The organism is Chryseobacterium antibioticum, assembly GCF_012927325.1.
In the GTDB taxonomy this organism is placed as follows: Bacteria; Bacteroidota; Bacteroidia; order Flavobacteriales; family Weeksellaceae; genus Chryseobacterium; species Chryseobacterium antibioticum.
In genome coordinates this window covers 1-24,084 of the sequence record NZ_JABBGI010000040.1, presented here as the reverse complement: position 1 = coordinate 24,084, position 24,084 = coordinate 1, and the positions used below count along the sequence as shown (strand labels likewise).

Sequence of the window (24,084 nt, the reverse complement as noted above, 5' to 3'; positions counted from 1 at the left end):
GATGATTTTAAATCCGTTCTTATGCAGACTTCCGCTCCTTCAACCAGCCCTCAGCCACATACCTTAGAGTCCCACTCCGATCAGCATGTGAGAATTGCTTACTTTATTATGGTTCATCATAAACCGGAAGTATTCAAAACCATGTTTCAGAAGATCTATACCCGGGACCAATTTTACCTGATTCATATCGACCGGAAAGCGAAAGAAGAGATTACGGATGAGATCCAGATGTATCTGGTGCGGTTTCCCAACGTTTATATTTTAGAAAGCATTAATATTGTTTCCGGTGGGTTCAGTATGATTCAGGCAGAGCTTGATGCCATGGAATTTCTGTTGAATGTAAGTCAGGAATGGGATTATTTTGTAAATTTAAGCGGTGAAGATTATCCTCTTAAATCACAGAATGTGATCCGACAATTCCTTACCGTTAACAAAGGAAGGAACTATCTTTTCTATTATGACCAGAAATTTTACCGCCCTGATACTCTTCAGAGAATACAAAACCATTTTACCGAGCTGTCTTATAAGATTTCCTCTCTTATGTATAAAAGAGAATTTATGAAAGACGTTACGCCCTACATAGGAGGAAAGTGGGTTATTTTTACCAGAGATACCTGTGCCTTTCTGGCCAATAATAAAAAGGTGATGAATTTTGAGGACTATTATCTTCATACTTTATTGCCGGCGGAGTCATTTTTTCAGACTGTCCTTATGAATACCTCTTTCAATGATCTTATTGTGAATGATGATAAAAGAGCGGTTATTGAAAAAACAATATTCGGAAAGAAACAGACGACGGATGATCTTATCCTTTTCTTAAGAACTACCAATCACCTTTTCATCAGGAAAATAAACGAGAAAACAGATCAGGAAGTTCTGAAATATATTGCAGAAAGCTATGATGTTCCTTTGATAGAAATAGATGAAGTAGAAAGGGAACTGAAAATAGACAGACGACAGAATAATTAACTTTTCCCTTAAAAAATATTAACATTTTTCCCTATAAATTTTAAACAAAACCTCCCGTAATTAACAAGAGACTAGTGAACATATGTTTTGTTCCAACTTAAATGTTCGTTAATAATAAATCAAAACACTGCGTATAGTTGCTTGATGTAATTTCGTTAAAATCCCCGTTAAGGGGATAATAGAAATATAAAGTATAATATAGATTATAAAATATAAAGTTTTGTGTTTTTTTATATGCTCTATTTCTGCTATTAAATGTAAGAGATTCAAAATGAATAATACTATTAAAAGGTGTTTATTTTCAGTGCTTTACATAGTATGTTTTGAAATCTGTTATGAATTTTCAAATGACCGTTTCCCGCTATTGATCACTTCAGAATAGCTGGAGAAATCAAGACAGCATATCAAAGCCGGTTACTGCGAAGTAACGGGATCTGAATTATAAAAAGAAGATAATTAAGGTAAGTTTTAGATAGCACCCATTACATACATATTCTCCATCGTAGGAACTGCACTACCACCCTGTTTTTCAAGAGTTATAGCAAAGGCCTGTGCTTTGGGAATCTGGGCAAGAGGTGTTTTACTGTCTTTTTCTTCGGTATACATTCCTGCGCTTACGGGTTTTCCGTCTGCAATAGCCCAAAGCTGATACTGCATGCCTTCCGGAGCTTTTGGTAAGCTTTCAGCGTTAAGGTAGACTTCTTTCGTTTTTTTATCCCAGAAAACCATTGCCTTAGAATCCGTATGTTTTTCTACGCCTTTCAGCATCACCATCTGCATATCGGGATTGGAAAACATGTTCATTTTCTGATTCATTTTTTGCATAGCGAGATCCTGAGCTTTTTTCTCGCTCTGTATCTTGGCAATTTCTGCTTTCGTTCTGGACTGGTCATTCATCCAGAAAAGATTTCCGGCAGCACTGATCAGGAATAAGACAGAAGCAGCAACCGCATAGGGTTTCCAGCTGCTTTTTTCCTGAAGTCTGATCTCTTGGAGGTCTCTTGCAACAGGAATCTCTTTGATCTCTGCAGGTTTTACTTCTTCAGTAATTTGTTCCTGCTGGATCTTATTCCAGATCTTTGATTTTAAATCGGCTGGTGGTGTCACGGCCTGGCTGGTCGCCAAATCTTCCAAAGTTTTTTGTGCTTCCTCGAAAGCCGCATTTACTTCAGCATTGTTTTTCATCACACATTCCAAAATCCCTGCCTCCTCGGGAGAAGCAAGACCTAGAATATAAGATTCTATAATTCCGGATGATATGTATTCTTTAGTGTTCAATTTATTGATAATCTTTTAGCAAATCCTTTAATTTCATCAGCGCATTCCGCATTTTGGTTTTCACTGTCCCAAGGGGTATCTTCAGCTTTTCAGATATCTCGTTCTGAGTATATCCCTGATAATAAGCCAAGTCGATAAGTTCTTGTTTATCAACTTCCAGACCTTTAAGCACATTATTAAATCCAATAAAATCGGATGAATTATTACTCGTTGAAAGTTCTGCAGAATTATATACGAAATCTGGAAGCGGTTGGTTTTTAAGTTCGTTTTGGAAACCTTTTGATTTTAAATAATCTATTGCCGTGTTTCTGGCAATATTGATCATCCAGGTGTAGAACTTGCCTTTTGACGAATCATACTGATGAATAGCATTCCAGATCTTAACAAAAACATCCTGAATAACTTCTTCAGTATATTCTTTTGACTGAACAATTCGGAGAACCACCCCATACAGTGCTCCTGCATAATGGTCGTACAAATAATGAAAGCCCGATTCGTTTTTTTCTTTCAGTAAAACGATAAGCTCCTCTTCCGAATAGGTTGTTTTAATAATGTATGATTTTCATTTCAAATGTAATAAAATAATATATATACTACAAACAACATCCGTAAAATATTTTATATCGTAAATAATTTTAAATAATCATTCAGAATTATCAAATATGAAAAGTTTAATCATAAAAACAGCGCTCTCTTTTTTGCTAGTTACTATGGCAGAAAAGAGTTGTGCACAGTCAGGGAATTTCAAGACAAACAATCCTTATTACTCTCGTACGATAACCACCCCTTTGAAAGTGAGCAATGTGGAATGGAAAAAGATTCTTAAACCTGAACTCTATCAGGTGGCTAGAGAAGGAGCAACAGAAACAGCTTTCACAGGAAAGTATGATGAATTCGATGAAAAGGGAACTTATTTTTGTACAGTCTGTGGAAATCCACTGTTTCTTTCCACTTCAAAATTTGCAACAACCTGCGGATGGCCTTCCTTTTATCAGCCCTTTACAGAGAATAGTGTGAAATATAGACAGGACACTTCTTATAATATGACAAGAAGTGAAGTTTTGTGTGGAAGATGTGATTCCCACCTGGGACATATTTTTGATGACGGTCCAAACCCTACCGGAAAAAGATTCTGCATGAATTCCGTTTGCCTTGAATTCGTCCCTAATTCCAAAAAGAAATAATGGATTTTAAAATTTTTAATAAAAAATCAATTTTTTAAATCCAAAACAAAATCCACCTCGTAAATGATTCTAAGAACACAATTCAAATACTTATTAAATTAAAAAAATCAATACAATGAACACAAGCTCAAAAATCGCAGTTTTAGGAATGGTTGCTTTATCATTCGCTTTCAGTGGGAAGGTAACTGCACAAACGATGAAAGAAAAAACAGTAATGGTAGGCGGTGCGCCGATGTATCCATCTAAAAATATTATTGAAAATGCGGTGAACTCCAAAGATCACAAAACTTTGGTAGCAGCAGTAAAGGCAGCAGGTCTGGTAGAAACGCTGCAGGGAGCAGGACCTTTTACTGTGCTGGCACCTACAGACGCAGCCTTTGCCAAACTTCCGAAAGGAACGGTTGAAACTCTCGTAAAACCTGAAAATAAAGAAATGCTGACCAAGATCTTAACCTATCATGTTCTTGCTGGAAAATATAGCACGAAAGATATCTGGGCTGCTGTAAAAGCCGGAAATGGAAAAAGCATGATGAAAACGGTACAAGGTGAAGGACTGACTTTCTGGGCCAAAGGAAAAGATCTATATATACAGGATGCAAAAGGAAATAGTGCAAAAGTGACGATAGCTGACGTGAATCAGTCAAATGGTGTGATTCATGTGATCGATACGGTGTTGATGCCGTAATGTTTTAGTTTTCAAACAGCATAATTTATTATGCTGTTTTTTTTCTCCTCTTTTTGAGAATCATATAACACTCAAACCTATAATATTATGAAAAAAACGATTAGTGTTTCTAACCAGGGAGCAACTCTGGATACAGGCAGAAGAAATTTTTTGAAACTGGGCGGTATAGGACTGGCGATGGCAGGACTTACGCTGATCGGTTGCGATGATGACAATGATTTCGGAATGACAGGTAACGGTCCGGTTTTCGACCTTGGTACCGGAGATGTAGGTGTTCTGAATTACGCGTATGCATTGGAACAGCTTGAAGCTGATTTTTACACCAAAGTAGTTAATAATTTTTACTCCGGAATTTCAAGTGTTGAGAGAGATCTTTTTACAGACCTTTATCATCATGAAGTAATCCACCGCGACTTTTTTAAAGCGGCCATTACCGGAGCAACAACCAATATTTTACCTACTCTTGAATTCCAGTATCCCAATGTGAATTTCAACAACAGAAATTCTGTTCTGGCAACAGCGAAAGCCCTGGAAGATACTGGAGTAGCGGCCTACAATGGTGCCGGAAAATACATTACCAATCCGGCTTATTTAGTGATTGCGGGGAAAATCGTTTCTGTGGAAGCAAGACACGCCTCAGCGATCAGAAATATTATTAATCCCGGATCTACAGATTTCTCAGGTGATGATGTCATAGATGCCAATGGACTGGATCTTGCCAAAGAGCCTAAAGATATTGTCATGGCAGCGGGAGGGTTTATAAAAACACCTTTCACGTGGAAAGAAAGAGGAATCAGCTAATTATTCATTTTCAAAATCTACAATTATGAACATTCTTAAATTACTAGATAAGCTTTCTAATGATAAATTTTTTACAACGGAAGCTACAAGATTAGAAACGATCACCAATATTTCAACATTGGGTAAAAAAGCAGCAGTAGCATCCATTCCTCTAGGATTGGGCGTATTAATGGCAACTCCTGCGAAAGCAGAAACTTTAGAAACGGCAGCCTCTGCCACTTTTTTTAAAAGTGCTTTAACGGATGCCCTGCAACTGGCATTGGTTCTGGAATATCTTGAAAATGAATATTACGCATTAGGTCTGGCAGCAGCCGGATTGATTCCGAATTCGGACAGACCTGTTTTTATGCAGATCTCAAAACATGAATCAGCTCATGTGGGATTTCTGAAAAGTACGCTGACATCCTTAGGAGAAGCCCCAAAGCCAAAACCGACTTTTGATTTTACAGCGGGAGGAAATTTTATGCCTTTTACAGATTACAACCAATTTTTGGTGCTGGCTCAGGCTTTCGAAGATACAGGTGTCCGTGCTTACAAGGGACAGGCGGGAAATGTAATGTCTAATAAAGCGGTATTACAAGCTGCCCTTCAAATTCATTCTGTAGAAGCAAGACACGCTTCACAGGTGAGAAGAATGAGAGCAAATAAAGGCTGGATAGAATTGGCTAACGGTGGAAATATGCCCACTGCTACCAATGCTGTGTATGCTGGAGAAGATAATGTCAATCAGGCTGGATTCAATACAAGTACTGCTTTTGGAGCCGCCGCCGGATCTGCAGCTTATGATGAAGTGTTAACTGGAAGTGAGGCTCAGGCTATCGCCGGTTTATTTATAGTCTGACATAATTTTTTATTATTTAGGTGTGAGTCCTATCCTTAGATGATGTCTGGGGATAGGATTTTTTTGTTTTTAAATCTACTGATTGAAGAAATCATTACTGCTATTCTTGAAATAAGCTAATTATATTAGAATTAAAGAAAGGGGAATCATCTAATTATTTTTTAGAGAGTAAAAACTGTTGAGGTCAAAGATATAGTCGAGCAGAGATTTATTTTTAGCCGGATTTTTTGTCAAAAAGGCTGCAGAAAGAAACTTCGGCTGATGAGATAATGCTCAGGCTGTTTCATTGGGAGCTTTTATTACTTCGCAGGAAGGGGCGTGTCCGGAGTATGCGTTGGAAGATTTTAAAAATTGTCGGCTTTGAGGTTTTAAAATAAACTAATAAAAAAGCCTCTGAAATCATTGATTTCAGAGGCTTTTAGTACCCAGTACCAGAATCGAACTGGTACATCTTTCGATACTAGAGTTTGAGTCTAGCGCGTCTACCAATTCCGCCAACTGGGCTTGTTTCAAATCGGTGTGCAAATATATAAACTTTTTTTAATGCTCAAAAGCTTTTTGAAGGAAAAATTTTAAAATTCGATCTCCAAACCATCGTAGGCAAGGTGCATCCCTTCTGGAAGATCCTTATCTTCAATATCATGCAGTCCCAGATGGTGGCTGATGTGTGTTAAAAATAATTTTTTAGGCTTAAGCTCTTTAAACAGGGCGATCACGTCAGGAAGGACAAAATGGGCAGGGTGCGGATCAAATTTTCTGATACAGTTTAAAACCAGTACATCCAGGTTCTGTAATTTTTCCTTTTCCGTGTCTGAAATGAAATTCGCATCTGTGATATACGCAAGATTTTTAAACTTATATCCAAGAACCATAATTTTATAATGGGTCACTTCAATAGGAGTGATTTCCGTATCCAAAACGTGGAAAGGTTTATTTTCAATTTCATGAAGGTCAAAAGCCGGAGCTCCCGGATATCTTTCGTCTGCGAAAGCATACGGGAAACGTTTTTTGATTTCCTGTCCAACCCTGGAGTTGCAATAGAGTGGCATATTTTTTCCACTTTTAAAAATCAGAGGGCGCATATCATCAAGCCCGATCACATGGTCATTGTGTTCGTGAGTAAGGAGGGCGATATCTACGTTATTTTCGTGGTTAAGAAGCATCTGCTCTCTGAAATCCGGTCCGCAATCGATCAGTATTTTTCTGCTTTCCTCTGTAGTAATCATTACTGAGGAGCGGAAACGCTTGTCTTTGGAATTTTCGGAAGTACATACTTCGCATGTGCAGCCTATAACGGGTACACCTTGGGAAGTACCAGTTCCTAAAAATTTCAACTTCATTTTCTTTTGAGGTTGGTTTAATTTTGGTAAATTTACGAAAAATTTTACGTCCTAATGTATCAGAAACTAACTCCTAAACAAAAAGCATTAACAATTAATCTAGATCCTACTATTTATGGTACTTTCGCGGAAATTGGAGCAGGGCAGGAGACTGTTCGTCACTTTTTTAGAGCAGGAGGGGCTTCCGGTACAATTGCTAAGGCGATGTCTGCTTACGACAAAGATTTTAGTGATGCCATTTACGGAAAAGAGGTGAAGAACAGGTATGTCACACAGAACCGACTCCGCAAAATGCTCCGCTATGAAGTAGCATTGATCGAGGAAAGGATTTCCAGGGAAAACAATCCAAACAGAAAGTTTTTCTCTTATGCAAACACGGTGACAACGATTAATTTCGACAAAACACTCAAAGGCCACGGCTGGGTAGGAATCCGTTTCCAGACTAAAGAAAACGAAGACTACAACGAGATCGTGATCCACGTAAAATTTAATGAAAATGATGCTACACTACAGCAGGAAACTTTAGGAAACCTTGGGGTAAACCTTATCTTCGGAGCTTTCAACTACTACGACAATCCACGAAACTTAATCGAATCTTTATACGACGACATTGCCAAAGACGGTCTTGAAATTGATATGATCGATTTTAGCGGTCCTGCTTTTGACTATGTTGATAACCGACTGATGTCTCTGCAACTAGTAAAACATGGGATGACCGATGCCGTGATCTTCAATTCACAGGGGAGCAATATGCTTCCTGCAGACGTTCTGTACAAGAAGAATATATTTGCGGTAAGAGGAAGCTTCAGGCCTGTAACGAAAGTGAATATCGACATGCTTAAAAACGGTCTGGAGATGTTTCAAAAAGATGCGACCTGTACTCATAAAGAAACAGAAGTACTGATTGAAATCACCATTTCAAACCTTAGGGCAGACGGTGATATCGATGAAAGAGACTTTATGGACAGGGTAGATATTCTCGGCAGACTGGGCTATACCGTTATTATTTCCAATTTCTCAGAATACTACAGGCTAATCGATTATTTTGCCTCGTACACAAGCGGAGATATCGGTGTTGCCATGGGAGTAAATAACCTCCTGATGGTATTTGATGAGAAGTATTACAAGGACCTTTCAGGAGGAATTCTGGAAGCATTTGGTAAATTCTTCAGAAATGGGATGAGGGTATACCTTTATCCTTACAAAGATCCTGAAACCCATGAATTGCTGGATTCTGCAAACCTTAAAGTAGAAGAAAACCTTAAAGAGCTTTATAAATATTTCAAACACAACAACCGTATTGTAGATATCACCAACCATAATCCGGAGTTTTTGGGAATTTATTCAAGAGAGATCCTGAGAAAAATTGCATGCTGCGTTAAAGGCTGGGAAAACCAGGTTCCTGAAGGTGTTGCAGAAATGATAAAAGAACGTGGAATGTTCGGCTACAAAGAAGAACTTTCCTTCAAACAATTTTCCTAAAACATAAAATAATATGTCAGAAATAAAGAAAAGACTTTCTTCCATTCTTGAAAGTCCAAAACATAACACAGAAGAGAAACTAGAGAAGGTATGTCACCTGTTGGATCAGGAAATTTCTTACTTCAACTGGACAGGATTCTACTTTAAAAACGGAGATAAAGATGAGCTGAAATTAGGACCTTACGTGGGAGCTCCTACAGATCATACCATCATTCCTTATGGAAAAGGAATTTGCGGACAGGTTGCCGTTTCTAATGAAACATTTGTAGTTCCGGATGTTCACCAGGAAAGCAATTACTTAAGCTGTTCTATTGATACTAAAGCTGAAATAGTAGTTCCTATTTTCAAAGACGGCCAAAATGTGGGGCAGATCGACATCGATTCCCATACTGTAAATCCGTTTACAGCTGAAGACCGTGAACTTTTGGAGTGGCTTTGTAATGAAGTTTCCAAGATTTTGTAATTGATATTTCAGCGCGAAATATAAAATATAAGCTTCGATCTAAAATCGGAGTTTTTTTTATGCTCAAAATTCACTTTGTTGGTTTAAGAGATTATTTTCAGAGTTGAGATCGTGCGTGGGTTTTTTGAACCACCCCGTCAAAAATTCTTTGAATTTTCGCCACCCCTCCATACGAGGGGAATTCTGGGCCGACGAATTTTTGTTATCACGAAAATCGTTGATTTTCATATAACTTAAGTGATCTTCTTTTTATCAAGCTTTCAAACTTAAAAAATCATTCAACGGTCTGAAAAGCTTTTGTTTCTTTTGTGGTTAAAAAAATCAACGTTGCATCGCATGAATTTCATTCAGTAATTCTTTAAAGTAATTTTCACATTTTGCAATATGTGTTCCGTACCACGAAAATGCTTCTCCATCTACGATCATGATCTTCTTGTCTGGATAAAATGCTTTTATCTCCTCAATATGTTTTTCTTTGAAGGGGAAGGGCTCAGAAGATAGCATAATAACTTCCGCATCAGCAAGATCTTCCATTTGAATTTCGGGATAGCGCGTTTTATCTTTAAAAATATTTTCGAATCCTATTTCGGTTAAGATTTTATGAATAAAAGTATCGGAACCGATTGTCATATAAGGATTTTTCCAGATAAGGTAAGCTGCTTTTACACTGGAATCAAGTTTAGCCTGCTGTAAAACATCGTAGATTTTGAGATTAAATTGCTGTGCTCTTTCCTCTTTATTGAAGGTGTTTCCGAGTGTTTTGAGAAGGTAATAATTATCTTCAATGGTTTCTACATTCGTTACCAGAACTTTAAAATCATCCATTAATGCTTCTACCTGTTCCTTGATGTTTTCCTCTTTATTGGCGAGAATAAGATCCGGTTGCAGTGCCCTGATCTTATCAATATTGATATTCTTAGTGCCACCGATAATGGGTATGTTTTTTACTTTATTTTCAGGGTGGATGCAGAATTTTGTCCTGCCGATTACTTCATGTTCAGTAAGGCCAAGATCAAATAATGCCTCTGTGATAGAGGGTACAAGAGAAACAACTTTCATATTCAGACTTTGTCTGCCTAAATTACAAAAGTTTTCCTGTTAAGAAAAGTCCGGCTACGGAAAAATAAATAATAAGACCGGTAACGTCTACCAGAGTGGCTACAAATGGGGCAGAAGAAGTAGCAGGGTCAAGGTTTAACCTTTTCAGAATAAAGGGAACCATAGAGCCTGACAGTGTTCCCCAGAGAACAATCAAAACGAGAGAAACCCCTACGCTTAAACCTACATAAGGCCAGTACATTCCATAATTGAAGAATCCTGCTTCATGCCATACCATAATCCTTAAAAAGCCAATAGCACCAAGGATACCGCCGAGCGCTAGCCCTGTGAAAATCTCTTTTTTCATCACATACCACCAGTCTTTAAGTCCGATTTCCTGAAGAGCCATGGCACGGATAATAAGCGTTGCAGCCTGAGATCCGGAATTTCCCCCACTGGAAATAATAAGCGGCACAAATAACGCAAGGACTACGGCTTTTTGAATTTCATCCTCAAAATAGCCCATTGCAGAAGCGGTCAGCATTTCTGAGAAGAAAAGGATAATCAGCCACATTCCTCTTTTTTTGATCATCTCCATCAGAGAAGTCTGCGTATAAGGATCATCTAAGGCTTCAAGACCCCCGAATTTCTGAATATCTTCCGTATTCTGCTGTTCGATCTGGTCAAGGATATCATCGATGGTTACAATACCTACAAGAACGCCGGCCTCAGTAATAATAGGAAGAGCCGTTCTGTCATATTTTTCAAAATAGGTTACTGCATCCTCCTTTGAAGTAACCGTAGTGATCGCCACAAAATGATTGTCGGTCATGTCTGAAATCAAAGTATCCTCTTCGGCCAAAAGAAGGCTTCCTAAAGCAATATCATCAATCAGACGGTTTCTTTCATCCACTACATAAAGGTGGTTCATGGTTTCCACTCTTTTTCCAACTTTTTTGATCTGCTGAAGACATCTTTTTACCGTCCATTCTTTACGGATCTGGATGTAATAAGGCGTCATCAGACGGGCAATAGAATCTGAATCATAGCCCAGAAGCTTCAGAGCAATTCTCCTTTCTTGCGGATTAAGATGGTTAATGGAATACTTAATCAGCTCATCCGGGAAATCTTCAAAAAGGGCGGTTCTGTCATCCGGAGTCATTCCGTTCAGAATTTCAGAAACCTCTTCACTTCCAATGCTTCTGATGGTATCCTCCTGGAAGTCAGGGTCAAGGTGGGAAAAAACCTCCGCTTTGTATTCTTTTGGAACCTTCAAAAACGCGAGAAGCCTCTCGTCAGCAGGAAGGCTGCTAAGAGTTTCGGCAATGTCGGCGGGATTAAAGATAAGTTCGTCTCTGGAATTCAAAACGTTGTTTTTTTGGATATGCAAAAATAATTCAAAATTTTAAGACTAAAAAAGAAACTGGAAGAATTAAGGATTAATTAAAGTATAAAGCAGGATAGAACATCTTTTGGGATAGAAAAAACATCTGCCGGAGCAGATGTCAAAAAATTAAATTTAAATTCATAAATACCTATATTATTCAAGAATAGGTCCGCACATAGGGTAGGGCGAGGGCAGACACATGCCTCCGTCACAGCATTCTCCGAATCCACATTGGGTATGGGTCTGGCATTTTTTGATCATTCCGCCGCCGTTGATGTTTTGTTGTTCTTTTCTGTTGAGTTTTTTGAGATTTTTCATATCAATAGTTTTAATTATTAATAAAAATCTGTATTTATTCAATACAGTCGTATTCCATACAAACGCCCTGACAGCAAAAACCTATGAAACATGGTCGGGTTACGCTGCATTTTTGGATAGCTCCGCCATTGATTTGACTTTGCTGCTCTCTGTTGAGTTGCTTTAAATTTTTCATGTTCAATAATTTTAATTAAATAAAAAGATATAGATCTTAAAATTCAATGCAGGCAAACGGTCTACAAACTCCTTCGCAACACCATCCAATGGTGCAAGGTCTGGTTGCATTGATTTGTTTTTGCTTCTCTGTTGAGTCTCTTTAAATTTTTTATATCAATTTATTTAATGATTAAATAAAAGATATGATCCTTAAGGTTCTATACATGCATAAGGTGAGCATACTCCGTTACAGCACCATCCTATGAAACAGGGTCTGTTGGTATTGTTGCATCTATTAATGGCACCTCCATTAATTTGTTTCTGCTGCTCTCTGTTGATTTTTTTTAAATTTTTCATATTGTAAAAGTTTTAATTTGTAAAACTAAAATAGTAAAAAATATTATATTATTCACCATGTTATGAAAATATTTAACTAGTAATCAGGGTGTTTGAATGTTTTTTTACTTTTCTTGAAAAGTATAACTGTGAGAAGGCAGCTATAAAATGGATCGAAAGATGGTGAATAGTGAATCGTCAATGGTGAATTTTGCTAACGACTACCAATTGCCTATTGACTTGCGCAGCAGAATTACCCATTCACCTTTAAGGAACATCGAAAGATGGTGAATTTTTACAACCGCCAATCAATTGCCTATTAACCTGCGTAGCAGAATTGCCCATTCACTTTTACAGCTCGGCTCCCTCGGAATGTTTCAGTTTCCGAAGTTTTTTCAGAATGCCTTTTATAGCACCATCTGTACCAATTTTAATAGAATTTTCGGTAGAACCTAAGAGACGCATGTTTTTCCGGTAGGTATCATAATCCGTTTCAGTCACCAGATTTCCTCCTGCATCGAAAAGCTTCATGCTTACAACGACCTGATTGGAGAATACATATTTACCAATTCCGACCTTAAAATATCTTACTTTGGGAACAATGGCAAAATCAGCATCATTATTAACACAGTAATCCGTAATGGTTTGTTTTTCTATGCTGTTGAAGGGGATCTGAACCTCGGCTCTGAGCATTTTATTCCTTCTTCCGCTGAAGTTATCGGAAACAGCACTGAAGAAAGCGTGGTTCGTGGGTTCTTTAATTTCTTCAATATCAGGTTCTACCTCGGGATTGAAGTATAGGATTTTTTTTACCTTATGATCTGCATTTTTCTGTGCTTTCACTGAAATGATGCCGATCAGTAAAAAAGAGCTGACTGCTGTAAAGAATATAATTTTTCTCATTTGTAATTCGTATGCAAAATTACTGCCTTTTCGTTGGATAGCATACAATTTATTAAGAAATTTTTAACATTTTTTTCTATCAATTTTGATACATGAAATCAATAATGTTTTGCTGAATTAAAAAATAGTTGTAAATTTGCAGCCGTTACATAATAATCATTAAACAAATATTGGAATGTACTTAACTACAGAAAAAAAGCAGGAAATTTTCGCGAAACATGGAAAATCTGCAACAGACACAGGAAGTGCTGAAGGACAAGTTGCTCTTTTCACTTTCAGAATCAACCACTTATCTCAGCATTTAAAGGCTAACCGTCATGATTTCAACACAGAGAGATCTCTAGTGAAATTGGTAGGTAAGAGAAAAAGTTTACTAGATTACCTTAAAAACAAAGATATCGCAAGATATAGAGCAATTATTGCTGAACTAGGTTTAAGAAAATAATCTACAAAGATTTTCAAATAAAAGCAACTTCGAAAGAGGTTGCTTTTTTTATTTCCTTAGTTTTTGTCTTTTCCTATTTTCCCCAAATGCGTATTCTGAAAACTGTCCGGATATTTCAGCCCATAGCCCAAAATCCTGTCAAAGGAAGAGTGTGAGAATAAGATTGCTCCAATCATCTGTATATAGGGAAGATGAAACACCGTTCCGGCAATATATAGAACGATGGCCAGCCCCAGATGATGAAAAAGGTTGTAGCAGAATGCTCCGGCTTTATTGTTAATGACATATCCCAGCATGGAAATATCAGGAGCCAGAAACAGGCCGATAAACCACCATCAGGAAAGCCCTGTCTGCTCAAAAGCAAAGGCTCCCAATACTAAAAAGGCAAAATATTCCAGCTGTAATTGACTCTTCATACATATAAAAGGTATTGATGATCTGATAAGTGTTTTGTTTCATGTAAAAGTTACGGTTTAAATAGTACATAAAAACAAAAGTGAGACGTTTTTAAAACATCTCACTGTATAGTATTGATTAAAACAGTTTATTACTGAAGTAATTGTTTATTCTAAGCCAAGCTCAGGTAACTTTTCTAAATGTGAATGGACAATTCTGCAACCCTAAATCAATCGCCAGTAAAATTCACCATTGACAATTCACCATTCACAATCATTGACGGCAAGGTTTTAATGTCCTGATTTTGCTTCCGTACTTTCTACATGCCCTAAATATTTGGTGCAGTAAGCTCCGAAGATAAGAATGACCAGATAACAGAATACAGGAATAATAAACGAATGCTGTACTCCAAACTGATCGGCAAGATATCCCTGAAAAATAGGGACTATAGCCCCGCCTAAAATAGCCATCACCACTAATGATGATCCCTGGCTGGTATATTTACCCAAACCTGAAATAGCCAGTGTATAGATATTGGAGAACATGATGGAGTTAAAAATTCCGATTCCTAAAATACTGTACATCGCCAGCTCACCATGGTTGACCATTGCAGAGATAAGAAGTACAACATTGACTGCCGCAAAAATAGATAATGTTCTTGCCGGAGCTGATTTACCAATAAAGAACGCTACAAAATTAAGGGCAATGAAGACCAGGAAAAAGCTGATCTGTGAAAAGCTCAGGTCTACGATACTGAAAATAACAAGGAAAACAGCCGCCGCCGCACCCAGCATATAGATGGCTTTCTTGCTCTGGCTTAATGACTGATTTAAAGAAATTGCCCCAAGAAAACGGCCGATCATAGCACCACCCCAATAGAGAGAAAGATAATTTTTACTGATGATCTCATTAAAACCCATGATCTGAGGCTGCTCCAAAAAGCTGATGATAAAGCTTCCTACCGCTACTTCTCCGCCTACATAACAGAACATGGCAAAAACACCAAATTTCAGGTGACTGAACTTAAGGGCACCCCAACCTGTTACGATTTCTTCCTCCTGGGTCTGGAAAGAAGGGAGTTTCACTCTCGAAATCAGTAACGCAACTAATAATAAGATCCCTGCAAAAATCAGATAAGGAATTCTTGTTGCCACAGCACTGAACGAACCGTCCGGAGCAGAGAAAAATTCAAAGATCAAATGTCCTCCAAGTACCGGTGCAATCGTTGTTCCGAAAGCATTGAAAGCCTGGGTCATATTCAGACGGCTGGACGCAGATTCTTCGCTGCCGAGTAATGAAACGTAAGCATTGGCTGTGATCTGAAGTACTGTAAAACCAAGCCCGAGAATGAACAAAGCACCCAGAAATAAAGGATAATAAGAAAAAGTGGCTGCCGGATAAAACAGAATACAGCCAAAGGCCGCCAGAAATATACCGAACATGATTCCTTTTTTATAGCCTGCCTTATTAATAGGATCTCCTTTTGAAATAGAGATCAGGAAATAAATCAGGGAACCGATAAAATAGGCCCCGAAGAAACAGAACTGTACCAGCATCGATTCGAAAAAGGTGAGTTTGAAAAGCTGTTTCAGATAAGGGATCAGGATATCATTCATACAGGTGATGAATCCCCACATAAAAAAGAGCAGGGTGATCGTGATTAACGGGATCGTATAATTTCTGCTCTGTGTTTTTACTTCTTTATTGATCATAAACATTTATTTATTTGAAAAGAATTGTTAAGCTCTTTCAGTTGATTTCGTCTGCTGCATATATATTTTGAGAAGCGTGGCAAATATAAGGCAGTAGCCTGTTTTTCTGCAACTTTTCGGATGTTTTTTTCCGTAAATAGGCGGTCTTTATTTTCTTAAAAACATTATTTACATTTTTTGAGACAATAATACGAAAATGGCTGGATTCTTCGATCAATTTTCTTTGAAAAAAAATCTTTTTATTGTATGAAATATGATGAATAAGTTGAACATTTCGTAAGTAATTCTTACTTCATCGATAAAATAGGAGGGTAAAATCTTATAATTCCGCATACTATTTCTGAGATTGAAAATTTAATATCTCATTATTATACGTTATCTTTGCAAACGAAAATTTAGACGAACTATCAATAATTAAAGCACTCAATACGGAGTGCAACACAAAACAATTTATGAGTATACCTCAAGCAATTACAGAAACGATTACTCTTGCAGACGGCAGAGAAATTACAATTGAAACAGGAAAATTAGCAAAACAGGCTGATGGTTCTGTAGTCGTAAAAATAGGCGGAACCATGCTTTTAGCAACGGTTGTAGCCAGTAAAGAAGCAAAAGAAGGTGTAGATTTCCTACCCTTAACAGTTGATTACAGAGAAAAATTCTACGCAGGAGGTAAGATTCCTGGAAATTTCTTTAGAAGAGAAGCGAGACCATCTGATCAGGAGATCTTAACGATGCGTTTGGTAGACAGAGTTCTTAGGCCATTATTCCCTGAAGATTTCCATGCGGAAGTTCAGGTGATGATTTCATTAATTTCTTATGACGGACAGTCAATTCCTGATGATTTAGCAGGTCTTGCAGCATCTGCAGCAATCGCTATTACAGATATTCCTTTCAACGGACCAATGTCTGAAGTGAGAGTGGTAAGAATCAACGGTGAACTTTCTGTGAACCCTAATTATGCAGATCTTAAAATTGCTGACCTTGACATCATGGTAGGAGCAACTAAAGATTCTATCGTAATGGTAGAAGGAGAGATGAAAGAAATTTCTGAGCAGGAAATGCTTGAAGCAATCCAATTCGCTCATGTAGAAATCAAAAAACAAGTTGAAGCTCAGGAAAGATTAGCTGAAAAAGTAGGTAAATCATTCCCAAAAAGAGAATACAGCCACGAAAATCACGACGAAGCTATCCGTGAGAAAGTGTGGAAAGAAACATATGATAAAGTATATGAAGTTGCTAAGCAACCTTCAGCAAAAGAAGAAAGAGGTGAAAAATTCAAAGCTGTTTTGGCTGAATTTTTAGCTCAATATGTTGAAAATGCTGAAGAATTAGAAAGAGTAACACCTTTCGCTAAAGTATATTTCCATGATGTAGAGAAAGAAGCGATGCGTCAGATGATTTTGAATGATAAAATCCGTCTTGATGGTCGTGATCCTGAAACCATTCGTCCAATCTGGAGCGAAATAGATTATTTACCGGGAGCTCACGGTTCTGCCATCTTCACAAGAGGTGAAACTCAATCTTTAACAGCGGTAACGTTAGGTTCTGTGAAAGATGCGAACATGGTAGACAGCGTAATGGTAAATTATGACGAAAGATTTTTCTTACACTATAACTTCCCTCCGTTCTCAACGGGTGAAGCAAGACCTTTAAGAGGAACTTCAAGAAGAGAAGTAGGACATGGAAACCTGGCTCAAAGAGCTTTGGCAAACATGATTCCTGAAGAAAATCCTTACACGATCCGTATCGTTTCTGATATTCTAGAATCAAACGGTTCATCTTCTATGGCAACTGTTTGTGCAGGAACTTTAGCATTGATGGATGCCGGTATTCAGATTACAAAACCAGTTTCTGGTATTGCAATGGGATTAGTAACAGACGTTAAGACTGGAAAATTTACTGTTCTTTCTGATATCTTAGGTGATGAAGATCACCTGGGAGATATGGACTTTAAAGTAACGGGAACAGCAGACGGAATTACCGCTTGTCAAATGGATATCAAAATCCAGGGACTTTCTATGGATATCATGGAGAAAGCACTTTTACAGGCTAAAGACGGAAGATTACATATTCTTGATAAAATCACTGAAACCATTGCGGTACCAAGAGAAGACGTGAAACCTCATGCTCCGAAAATGGTAATGCTTGAGATCTCTAAAGATTTCATCGGTGCTGTTATCGGACCTGGTGGAAAAATCATTCAGCAGCTTCAAAAAGATACAGATACTGTTATTGCTATTGAAGAAGTAGGAGAAATCGGAAGAATTGAGATTTCTGGTGTTAGCAGAGAGAAAATCAATGCAGCGATTGCAAGAATCAACGAGATTACATTTGTACCGGTAGTAGGTGAAGTGTATCAAGGAAAAGTGGTAAAAGTAATGGATTTCGGAGCTTTTGTAGCGATTGCAAAAGGAACTGAAGGATTACTTCACATTTCTGAAATCGAATGGGCTCGTCTTGATAAAGTACCTTACAACGAAGGTGACGAAGTAGAGGTGAAGTTCATGGGTTACGATGATCGTAAGAAAATGAAACTTTCAAGAAAAGTTTTGTTACCAAGACCTGAAAGACCTGAGTCTAAGCCAAGACCAGAAGGTCAAGACAGACCACAGGGTGACAGAAGACCACAAGGTGACAGAAGACCAGAAAGACAGGACAGACCGGAAGGAGACAGAAGGCCAGCCGAGCAGGCGCCAAAGGAAAATGAAAATCCTTCAACTGAAGCTTAAGATTAAATCTTATATATAAATGAAATCCCTCAGAAATGAGGGATTTTTTTGTGCCAAAATTGAATGTTTATGCTTTTCCCGGATCTGGTAAATAATGCTGATGTTTGTGCTAAAACCTATTAAATAATATGAGTGATTTGACAACAACTAAAAAGAAAAAAATATGTTTAGTTAAGTCGCTTTTGATTAAATTTAAAGCATAAAATTATTTTTTTGTGGCTTACAGTATTGAACTTGCAGACAGAGTTTGCGAACGGCTTTCAGAAATTCCTGATCTTGAGATCAGGGAGAAGAAAATGTTCAGCGGCTTATCATTTTTGGTCAATGATAAAATGTGTATCAATGTGAGTCATGATAATCTCATGTGCCGTTATCATCCTGATCTGGAAGAGGAAGTTTCCGAAAGAATAGGTTTTCTTCCCATGATCATGAAAGGAAAACAGCTCAAAGGATATTGCTATGTAGAACCTGTGGGGTTTCAAAAACAAGATGATTTTGAGTACTGGATAAAAATATGTCTGGATTACAATACAATAGCCAAATCTTCAAAGAAAAAATAATCTTAATATTCCTAACACTTTTAAAATTTCACCATTAAGGTAACGTTGAGTTATTAAGAATATTAAGATTTAACAATATAATTTTTCACGGATCTCTATTAAGATTTTTTCCGTCTTTTTTATATCCGGATCATCGGGAAGGAGAGAAACTGAATGATGATGTTCTATAGACTTGATCAGATCTTCAGCTTTTTGCATTACTTTTTCATAAGACCAGTTTCCGGCTTTGATATCAAGCAGCTCCTCTCTGTTGTCTACACGGATCTGTAAAGAGTTTGTTTTAAAAATATGCTCACACGACTGCAAAAGACGAATCGTATGCATCATGTTTTTGCTGTCATAGTTCTGACCATGTTCCTTATTGACGTTATAGCGGTCTTCATTTCGTTCGGAAACCCATTTCCAGTATTCTTTATAATCTTTACAATAGGTGGAGTAGGCATCAAGGTTGCAGTAGAGATAAGCTGTTGGTTTTTCATCTTTAGGAACGGAAGACAGAGAAACCTGATTGGCTTCCTCATGCTGGATGATTCCTTTATAATCTAAGTTTCCTGATTCATCATAAAACAGGGCATGCATTCCTTTGGTATTCCCAATATTGGTAAGGCCACACTTTTCCTGAAATTTTCCATTTTCTGAGAGCCATTTTTTCAGAGGAACTGACCCCGGACCGTCAAGAATATAACAGAAATCAAGAACCGATTTTCTTTCTTTTTCTATTGGATTAAGGATCTTTTTGTTGAGCCCTTTGGCTTTTTTTATTTGCGAAACAGCGTATCCGGCAAAGGTATCTTTACATAATTTAGACAAAAAATCCTCCGGACGAAGGAGATCCATTATTGAATTTTTTTGAAGAATACAGTCTTCCGGACTTGCCAGCATTTCCAGGATATTGGGATTGTTTTTTTGCAGAAGTTCTACAAATCTTCCAATTTCATAATAGGTGATGTCGTTGGTTTCATTAGAGATTTGCGGGATATAATTCAGTCCGAAAAAATCTTCTTTCGGCAGATAATAAACCCCACGGATATCGGTATCCGAGTTTTCTGTAGCTAACCCGAAAGAACGGCTTCCGGAGATGGCTTCGAAGAGGATGAGGTTTTTGTTTTTTAAGTCTTGGATGGTCATTGATTATAAGTCTATTTTTTCAATATCAAAATCTTTAAAAAAACTTAGTAATGTTGTTTCTTCTGCTTCGTCTGAAACTAATCTAATACAAATAAGATTCTTTATTGCTCTTGAACAAGCTACATAAAATAGCTTTTTATTTTTAAGTATTTTGAAAGTATCTATCTCACTCTCATTATAAATCGATTTGAAATCATACTTATTCCAAAAATATTCGTCCATTACAATCAGTACATTTTCAATTCCAGAACCTTTAGTTTTATGCATTGTTATATAATCTGAAATAATATTTTCATCTATGTAATTATAGTAATTTAAAACTTCAGAGAATTTTAATTTTTCAGAGAACAATTCGTTATAAAAATTCTTCTTTTTACGATTCTTATCAAACTCCACAAACTCTTCATCTGAAACTGTTGAATCTTTTTCAATCATTCTGGCTGATGTATTTCCACCATCAATATATAAGGCTTCTAATTGCTTAAATCTATCGTTTGTTTTTAAACTTTCAAGAAAAGCGTCTTTATTGAAAATATATTGTTTGTATGAATCTGATTTACTTATCAATTTGTTGCTAAATGCAAATTTTAAAATCCGATTAGTAGATTGCGTTGAATTTAATAATGCATCAAAAAATTTTTTGATTCTCATTTTATCTCTAACTGATTTTAATCTAAAGAATTCCTCGAGGCTCTGCCTCGGGGTGAAAAGAGGAAAAGTTTGAAAAACGGATGGTTTTTCAAAAGAATAAAAAGATGTAGCTTTGATTTATGGACGATCATATTTTGAAAAGACATAATAAAACCTTACTTCTTTACCATATTGTTTTTCCTGTGAAATACAGGAATTCGGTTATAAGTGAAGAAGTTGGAACTGGCTTGAAAGAAATATGTATTGAATTGTCTCATCGCTATGAAATTCATTTTTTAGAAATTGGTTATGAAGATAACCATGTTCATTTTTTGATACAAAGTGTTCCAAATTTGTCAATTAGTGAAATTTGTATGAAAGTAAAAAGTATCACAGCTAAAGAGATTTTCAAACGTTTTCCTGAAGTTAAAGCTAAGCTTTGGGGTGGAAATTTTTGGACAAGTGGTTATTACGCAAACACAGTAGGTCAATATGGAAACAAAGATGTCATTAAAAAATATATAGAAAATCAAGGAAAAGAAAAAGAATATCAAAAAGTGCATGAGGCTCAACTTACACTTTTTGACTTTTAATACTTCGGGGCTCTGCCCCGGGGTAGTTTATTTCGAAACCACACTTTTTTAATTTAGCAAGTACAAAATTATAGTTTTTATTTTTGTAAGCAGAACATAATTCATAGATTTCAATTAATTGAATCCTTTCGAATGTTTTTTCGATTTCTTCTTTAACTTCTGTATATCTATCATTGAATATTTGATAAAGTATATTAAAACCTAGCTCGTTTGAGATGGATTTATTGGTTAACATTAATTTTTTAACTTCAGGATTGTCTGCCGAAACATGAGCTATCATTTTATTAAGAGTATCAAGGTAATTTTCTTTATCCACTACACTATTGTTATTAGTAGGTTTCTTACCATAAATAGAATAATATAACTTAACTTCTCCTTTTCTATCCTCCAATGTTTCATCATTTTTTAAAGCCAATTCCTGTTTTAATCCATCATTTCTTATCGTATTTATAAAATGAATAACTTTATCAGAACATCTAAAATTATCTTCCTTTTCAATTTTAATTAATTTCTTTTCTGCAATTTCACGTTCAACATCTCCAATTCCATTATCATAAATTCCCTGCATAGAATCGCCGAAAAAACCAATTGTTGTTTTATTATTTTTAGGTATTGAATTTAAAAAAATATCAACTATTTTTTCATTTGTATCTTGATATTCATCAATTAATATAAAGTCAAATTTATCACTAATAATCTTCCCTAATAATCCATGTTTTTTAAAAAGTAAGGATGCAATTTCCAATAATTCATCATGCGCAAAAGACAATTCTTTAAAATTATTATAACGAGTTTCATTATATCTCACTTTGTTATAATCAATTGATTTAATTTCGTCTAATATTTTTTGGTTTAATTTATCAACCTCTACATTTAAATCCGTATTGAATTTTAATGGATCATTGTCATAGTCTTTTTTACCAGTAACTTTAGATGTTTTTTCACCAGTTATCGTAAATAGTTTACCTGAATATTTTCCGTATATTTTTTTATATTTATCATGCTCGTTTTTTTAAAATTCTTTTTCATCTTCACCAATGATTAATTCATTTCTAACGATCTTTTCGACTTTAAAAATTTCAAAAATTACTTCGTGAATATTTTTTTTGTAGTTCTTAATTAAATCATTTAAGAAAGAATGTATAGTAGAAACAACGAAATTATTATTTTCTCCTACTCTTGCTTTAATTTCATCAACAGCTACATTGGTAAGTGTTATACAAACTCCCTTTTTATCAGGATAATTTTGAGTAATGTATTCAAGAATTTGCTTCAAGGATTCTGTTTTTCCACTTCCTGCTCCACCTTGCAAAACAAAATTTTTAAATTCTTTTTCAGCATTTTGATTGTCATCAATAATCTGCTTTATTTGTTCGATTGGTGTTATTTTGCTATCCATTGTAATCCTTCTTTAATATATATTGGAGTTTTCCACTCAACTTTACCTGTCAAAGCCAAGAATAGTAGTGATGAAGCAAAATCTGATTTACCATCTGATTTTAAAACATTTTGGGTTAAATTATAAAAATCTGTAACTGAATCAATAAGGTCAGCTTTATGCTGAATTCCACGAATACCATCATCTTTATATTTTATAATTTCTTTTAAATTCAAACTAATAAACGAATCTTCAAAGCTTCTACCGTGATATCCTAATTCTTCTATTTGATAAGCAATTTTTATATAATAAGAATCATCTTGTAATGAATTTGACTTAAGTTTTTTGAACCATTCGGCAATATCTGACGCTTTAGTCTTATCAGGTATATTCAAAAATTCTTTGATAGAATAATTACTAGTATTATCTCCCTCAATTACAGGACAAGCAACATTGCTTGAGCTTTCTTTTTTTTCTGTTGTAGCAGGAGTTATTACTAATTTAGTGGTATCAATATCCGTAATTATCAGAGTTTTTATTTCTAAAAACTCCAAAAAGTGTTTAAATACTTTTGAATTAGCCCCAACTTCAATTATTGAAATATTTTGTGATGATATTTTGTTTTGTGGAGCTACAACTAATTTATCATATTGACTAATAAAATAAGGTAATAACATTTTTTCCGTAGTTCCTTCTATAAAAATAATTTTTTCAGCAAAGAAAAGCTCAGATGAATATAAAGTTAAATATTGCTTCAAAAATTTAAAGTATTCTTCTTCGCCTTTATATCTAATTTCTAAATCTGTATAAAAATTTTTAATAATAATATTTCCTTCCTTAAGTTTAAAATAACGTAAATCAGAAAAATTACATTGAGAAACTATGTGTGAAGAATGTGTGGAAATAAATGTTTGTAAATTAACTTCTTTATTAATCTCTTTTATTATTTCTTGGATTTTTTGGCTAAAAACGTATTGCATTTGAGGATGAGTATGCGCTTCAGGTTCTTCAATAAATAAAAGATTAATATCTTTCTTTTCATCTAAAAAATATTTTTTCTTAACCTCAATTTGAAGTAATAGATAAAGAATGTTTACATAGCCTAAACCGTTTAAATGTTCAGGGAGATTATTGGAACCCTCACCATAAACAATTTTAGAATGATTGGTAAATAATTGTTTAGATTCTAAATCTGACACAACGAAGTCATTTAAACTTTTCCTATAAAAAAGGCTTGCTTATTTTTGTGTTGCGAAACATAAAAAAAGAAAGCAAGCCAATGATGTACCAAGTACTAGACAAAGATATAATAGAAACTGAGATCGTACC

General features: G+C 35.9%; 27 protein-coding genes and 1 tRNA gene. 11 read left to right on the top strand and 17 right to left on the bottom strand.

Annotated features, from left to right (window positions below; genetic code table 11):
- The first annotated feature begins 21 nt into the window (after positions 1-21).
- Positions 22-969 carry a beta-1,6-N-acetylglucosaminyltransferase gene (locus HHL23_RS20875; RefSeq protein WP_169236672.1) on the top strand — a complete coding sequence of 316 codons (948 nt, stop codon included), beginning with the start codon at positions 22-24 and terminating at the stop codon, positions 967-969.
- A gap of 468 nt (positions 970-1,437) precedes the next feature.
- Here the strand turns inward: HHL23_RS20875 and HHL23_RS20870 are convergent, their stop codons facing one another.
- Both HHL23_RS20870 and HHL23_RS20865 read right to left on the bottom strand, forming a co-directional pair.
- Entirely contained in the window at positions 1,438-2,247 is an 810-nt protein-coding gene (locus tag HHL23_RS20870) for an anti-sigma factor (protein ID WP_169236671.1), read from the bottom strand.
- A gap of 1 nt (position 2,248) precedes the next feature.
- Positions 2,249-2,725 carry an RNA polymerase sigma factor gene (locus HHL23_RS20865; RefSeq protein WP_169236670.1) on the bottom strand — a complete coding sequence of 159 codons (477 nt, stop codon included), beginning with the start codon at positions 2,723-2,725 and terminating at the stop codon, positions 2,249-2,251.
- Positions 2,726-2,909: 184 nt separating this feature from the next.
- Here HHL23_RS20865 and msrB point away from each other — a divergent pair, with 184 nt between their 5' ends.
- The 4 genes from msrB (at position 2,910) to HHL23_RS20845 (ending at position 5,758) form a co-directional block, all read left to right on the top strand.
- Positions 2,910-3,431 carry a peptide-methionine (R)-S-oxide reductase MsrB gene (gene msrB, locus HHL23_RS20860; protein WP_169236669.1) on the top strand — a complete coding sequence of 174 codons (522 nt, stop codon included), beginning with the start codon at positions 2,910-2,912 and terminating at the stop codon, positions 3,429-3,431.
- A gap of 115 nt (positions 3,432-3,546) precedes the next feature.
- A complete protein-coding gene (locus tag HHL23_RS20855) occupies positions 3,547-4,116 on the top strand; it encodes a fasciclin domain-containing protein (protein WP_169236668.1) in 570 nt (189 codons plus the stop codon).
- An 87-nt stretch (positions 4,117-4,203) separates the two neighbouring features.
- Complete coding sequence (locus tag HHL23_RS20850; RefSeq protein WP_169236667.1) at positions 4,204-4,917, top strand: ferritin-like domain-containing protein; 714 nt, start codon at positions 4,204-4,206, stop codon at positions 4,915-4,917.
- Positions 4,918-4,942: 25 nt separating this feature from the next.
- On the top strand, positions 4,943-5,758 hold the full coding sequence (locus HHL23_RS20845) for a ferritin-like domain-containing protein (RefSeq protein WP_169236666.1): 816 nt from the start codon (positions 4,943-4,945) through the stop codon (positions 5,756-5,758).
- 422 nt (positions 5,759-6,180) lie between these two features.
- On the opposite strand, the gene HHL23_RS20840 is transcribed toward HHL23_RS20845, so the two are convergent.
- Together HHL23_RS20840 and HHL23_RS20835 are read right to left on the bottom strand one after the other, a co-directional pair.
- Positions 6,181-6,262, bottom strand: a tRNA-Leu gene (locus HHL23_RS20840).
- Between the two features lie 68 nt (positions 6,263-6,330).
- Positions 6,331-7,098, bottom strand: a complete 768-nt coding sequence (locus tag HHL23_RS20835) for an MBL fold metallo-hydrolase (protein WP_169236665.1) — start codon at positions 7,096-7,098, stop codon at positions 6,331-6,333.
- Between the two features lie 54 nt (positions 7,099-7,152).
- Here HHL23_RS20835 and HHL23_RS20830 point away from each other — a divergent pair, with 54 nt between their 5' ends.
- Together HHL23_RS20830 and HHL23_RS20825 are read left to right on the top strand one after the other, a co-directional pair.
- Positions 7,153-8,580 carry a TonB-dependent receptor gene (locus tag HHL23_RS20830; protein ID WP_169236664.1) on the top strand — a complete coding sequence of 476 codons (1,428 nt, stop codon included), beginning with the start codon at positions 7,153-7,155 and terminating at the stop codon, positions 8,578-8,580.
- Between the two features lie 13 nt (positions 8,581-8,593).
- Positions 8,594-9,043: a GAF domain-containing protein gene (locus tag HHL23_RS20825; protein WP_169236663.1), complete on the top strand. Its 450-nt coding sequence runs from the start codon at positions 8,594-8,596 to the stop codon at positions 9,041-9,043.
- A 321-nt stretch (positions 9,044-9,364) separates the two neighbouring features.
- Here the strand turns inward: HHL23_RS20825 and HHL23_RS20820 are convergent, their stop codons facing one another.
- From HHL23_RS20820 to HHL23_RS20795, 6 genes are all read right to left on the bottom strand, one after another.
- Positions 9,365-10,102 (bottom strand): ABC transporter substrate-binding protein, encoded by a 738-nt coding sequence (locus HHL23_RS20820; protein WP_169236662.1) that lies wholly within the window; start codon positions 10,100-10,102, stop codon positions 9,365-9,367.
- A 22-nt stretch (positions 10,103-10,124) separates the two neighbouring features.
- On the bottom strand, positions 10,125-11,447 hold the full coding sequence (mgtE, locus tag HHL23_RS20815) for a magnesium transporter (RefSeq protein ID WP_169236661.1): 1,323 nt from the start codon (positions 11,445-11,447) through the stop codon (positions 10,125-10,127).
- 174 nt (positions 11,448-11,621) lie between these two features.
- The gene (locus tag HHL23_RS20810; RefSeq protein WP_169236660.1) at positions 11,622-11,786 is read right to left on the bottom strand and encodes a bacteriocin-like protein; all 165 of its coding nucleotides are present in this window, start codon (positions 11,784-11,786) and stop codon (positions 11,622-11,624) included.
- 34 nt (positions 11,787-11,820) lie between these two features.
- Entirely contained in the window at positions 11,821-11,961 is a 141-nt protein-coding gene (locus HHL23_RS20805) for a bacteriocin-like protein (RefSeq protein ID WP_169236659.1), read from the bottom strand.
- 191 nt (positions 11,962-12,152) lie between these two features.
- The gene (locus HHL23_RS20800; RefSeq protein ID WP_169236658.1) at positions 12,153-12,299 is read right to left on the bottom strand and encodes a bacteriocin-like protein; all 147 of its coding nucleotides are present in this window, start codon (positions 12,297-12,299) and stop codon (positions 12,153-12,155) included.
- A gap of 330 nt (positions 12,300-12,629) precedes the next feature.
- Positions 12,630-13,181: a pyruvate decarboxylase gene (locus tag HHL23_RS20795; RefSeq protein WP_169236657.1), complete on the bottom strand. Its 552-nt coding sequence runs from the start codon at positions 13,179-13,181 to the stop codon at positions 12,630-12,632.
- A gap of 175 nt (positions 13,182-13,356) precedes the next feature.
- On the opposite strand from HHL23_RS20795, the gene rpsO reads away from it, so the two are divergent.
- Positions 13,357-13,626: a 30S ribosomal protein S15 gene (gene rpsO / locus HHL23_RS20790; protein WP_169236656.1), complete on the top strand. Its 270-nt coding sequence runs from the start codon at positions 13,357-13,359 to the stop codon at positions 13,624-13,626.
- A gap of 56 nt (positions 13,627-13,682) precedes the next feature.
- Here rpsO and HHL23_RS20785 read toward each other — a convergent pair whose 3' ends face one another.
- Positions 13,683-13,952, bottom strand: a complete 270-nt coding sequence (locus HHL23_RS20785; RefSeq protein WP_317174728.1) for a DUF4260 domain-containing protein — start codon at positions 13,950-13,952, stop codon at positions 13,683-13,685.
- 360 nt (positions 13,953-14,312) lie between these two features.
- Positions 14,313-15,734, bottom strand: coding sequence for a sugar MFS transporter (locus HHL23_RS20780; protein WP_169236655.1), 1,422 nt, complete (start codon positions 15,732-15,734; stop codon positions 14,313-14,315).
- 452 nt (positions 15,735-16,186) lie between these two features.
- On the opposite strand from HHL23_RS20780, the gene HHL23_RS20775 reads away from it, so the two are divergent.
- On the top strand, positions 16,187-18,466 hold the full coding sequence (locus HHL23_RS20775) for a polyribonucleotide nucleotidyltransferase (protein ID WP_169236654.1): 2,280 nt from the start codon (positions 16,187-16,189) through the stop codon (positions 18,464-18,466).
- 215 nt (positions 18,467-18,681) lie between these two features.
- Positions 18,682-19,026: a TfoX/Sxy family protein gene (locus HHL23_RS20770; RefSeq protein WP_169236653.1), complete on the top strand. Its 345-nt coding sequence runs from the start codon at positions 18,682-18,684 to the stop codon at positions 19,024-19,026.
- Positions 19,027-19,095: 69 nt separating this feature from the next.
- Here the strand turns inward: HHL23_RS20770 and HHL23_RS20765 are convergent, their stop codons facing one another.
- On the bottom strand, positions 19,096-20,154 hold the full coding sequence (locus HHL23_RS20765) for a nucleotidyltransferase domain-containing protein (RefSeq protein WP_169236652.1): 1,059 nt from the start codon (positions 20,152-20,154) through the stop codon (positions 19,096-19,098).
- 3 nt (positions 20,155-20,157) lie between these two features.
- A complete protein-coding gene (locus HHL23_RS20760) occupies positions 20,158-20,805 on the bottom strand; it encodes a hypothetical protein (RefSeq protein WP_169236651.1) in 648 nt (215 codons plus the stop codon).
- Between the two features lie 119 nt (positions 20,806-20,924).
- Here HHL23_RS20760 and tnpA point away from each other — a divergent pair, with 119 nt between their 5' ends.
- On the top strand, positions 20,925-21,377 hold the full coding sequence (gene tnpA / locus HHL23_RS20755; RefSeq protein ID WP_169233696.1) for an IS200/IS605 family transposase: 453 nt from the start codon (positions 20,925-20,927) through the stop codon (positions 21,375-21,377).
- Here the strand turns inward: tnpA and HHL23_RS20750 are convergent.
- The 3 genes from HHL23_RS20750 to HHL23_RS20740 form a co-directional block, all read right to left on the bottom strand.
- On the bottom strand, positions 21,358-22,185 hold the full coding sequence (locus HHL23_RS20750; protein WP_394354165.1) for a UvrD-helicase domain-containing protein: 828 nt from the start codon (positions 22,183-22,185) through the stop codon (positions 21,358-21,360). The two genes, tnpA and HHL23_RS20750, sit on opposite strands and share 20 nt — an antisense overlap.
- Before the next feature lie 204 nt (positions 22,186-22,389).
- Positions 22,390-22,776 carry a UvrD-helicase domain-containing protein gene (locus tag HHL23_RS20745; protein WP_169236650.1) on the bottom strand — a complete coding sequence of 129 codons (387 nt, stop codon included), beginning with the start codon at positions 22,774-22,776 and terminating at the stop codon, positions 22,390-22,392.
- Entirely contained in the window at positions 22,761-23,954 is a 1,194-nt protein-coding gene (locus HHL23_RS20740; protein ID WP_317174726.1) for an ATP-dependent nuclease, read from the bottom strand. The genes HHL23_RS20745 and HHL23_RS20740 overlap by 16 nt, the downstream gene beginning before the upstream one ends.
- Positions 23,955-24,084: the final 130 nt, after the last annotated feature.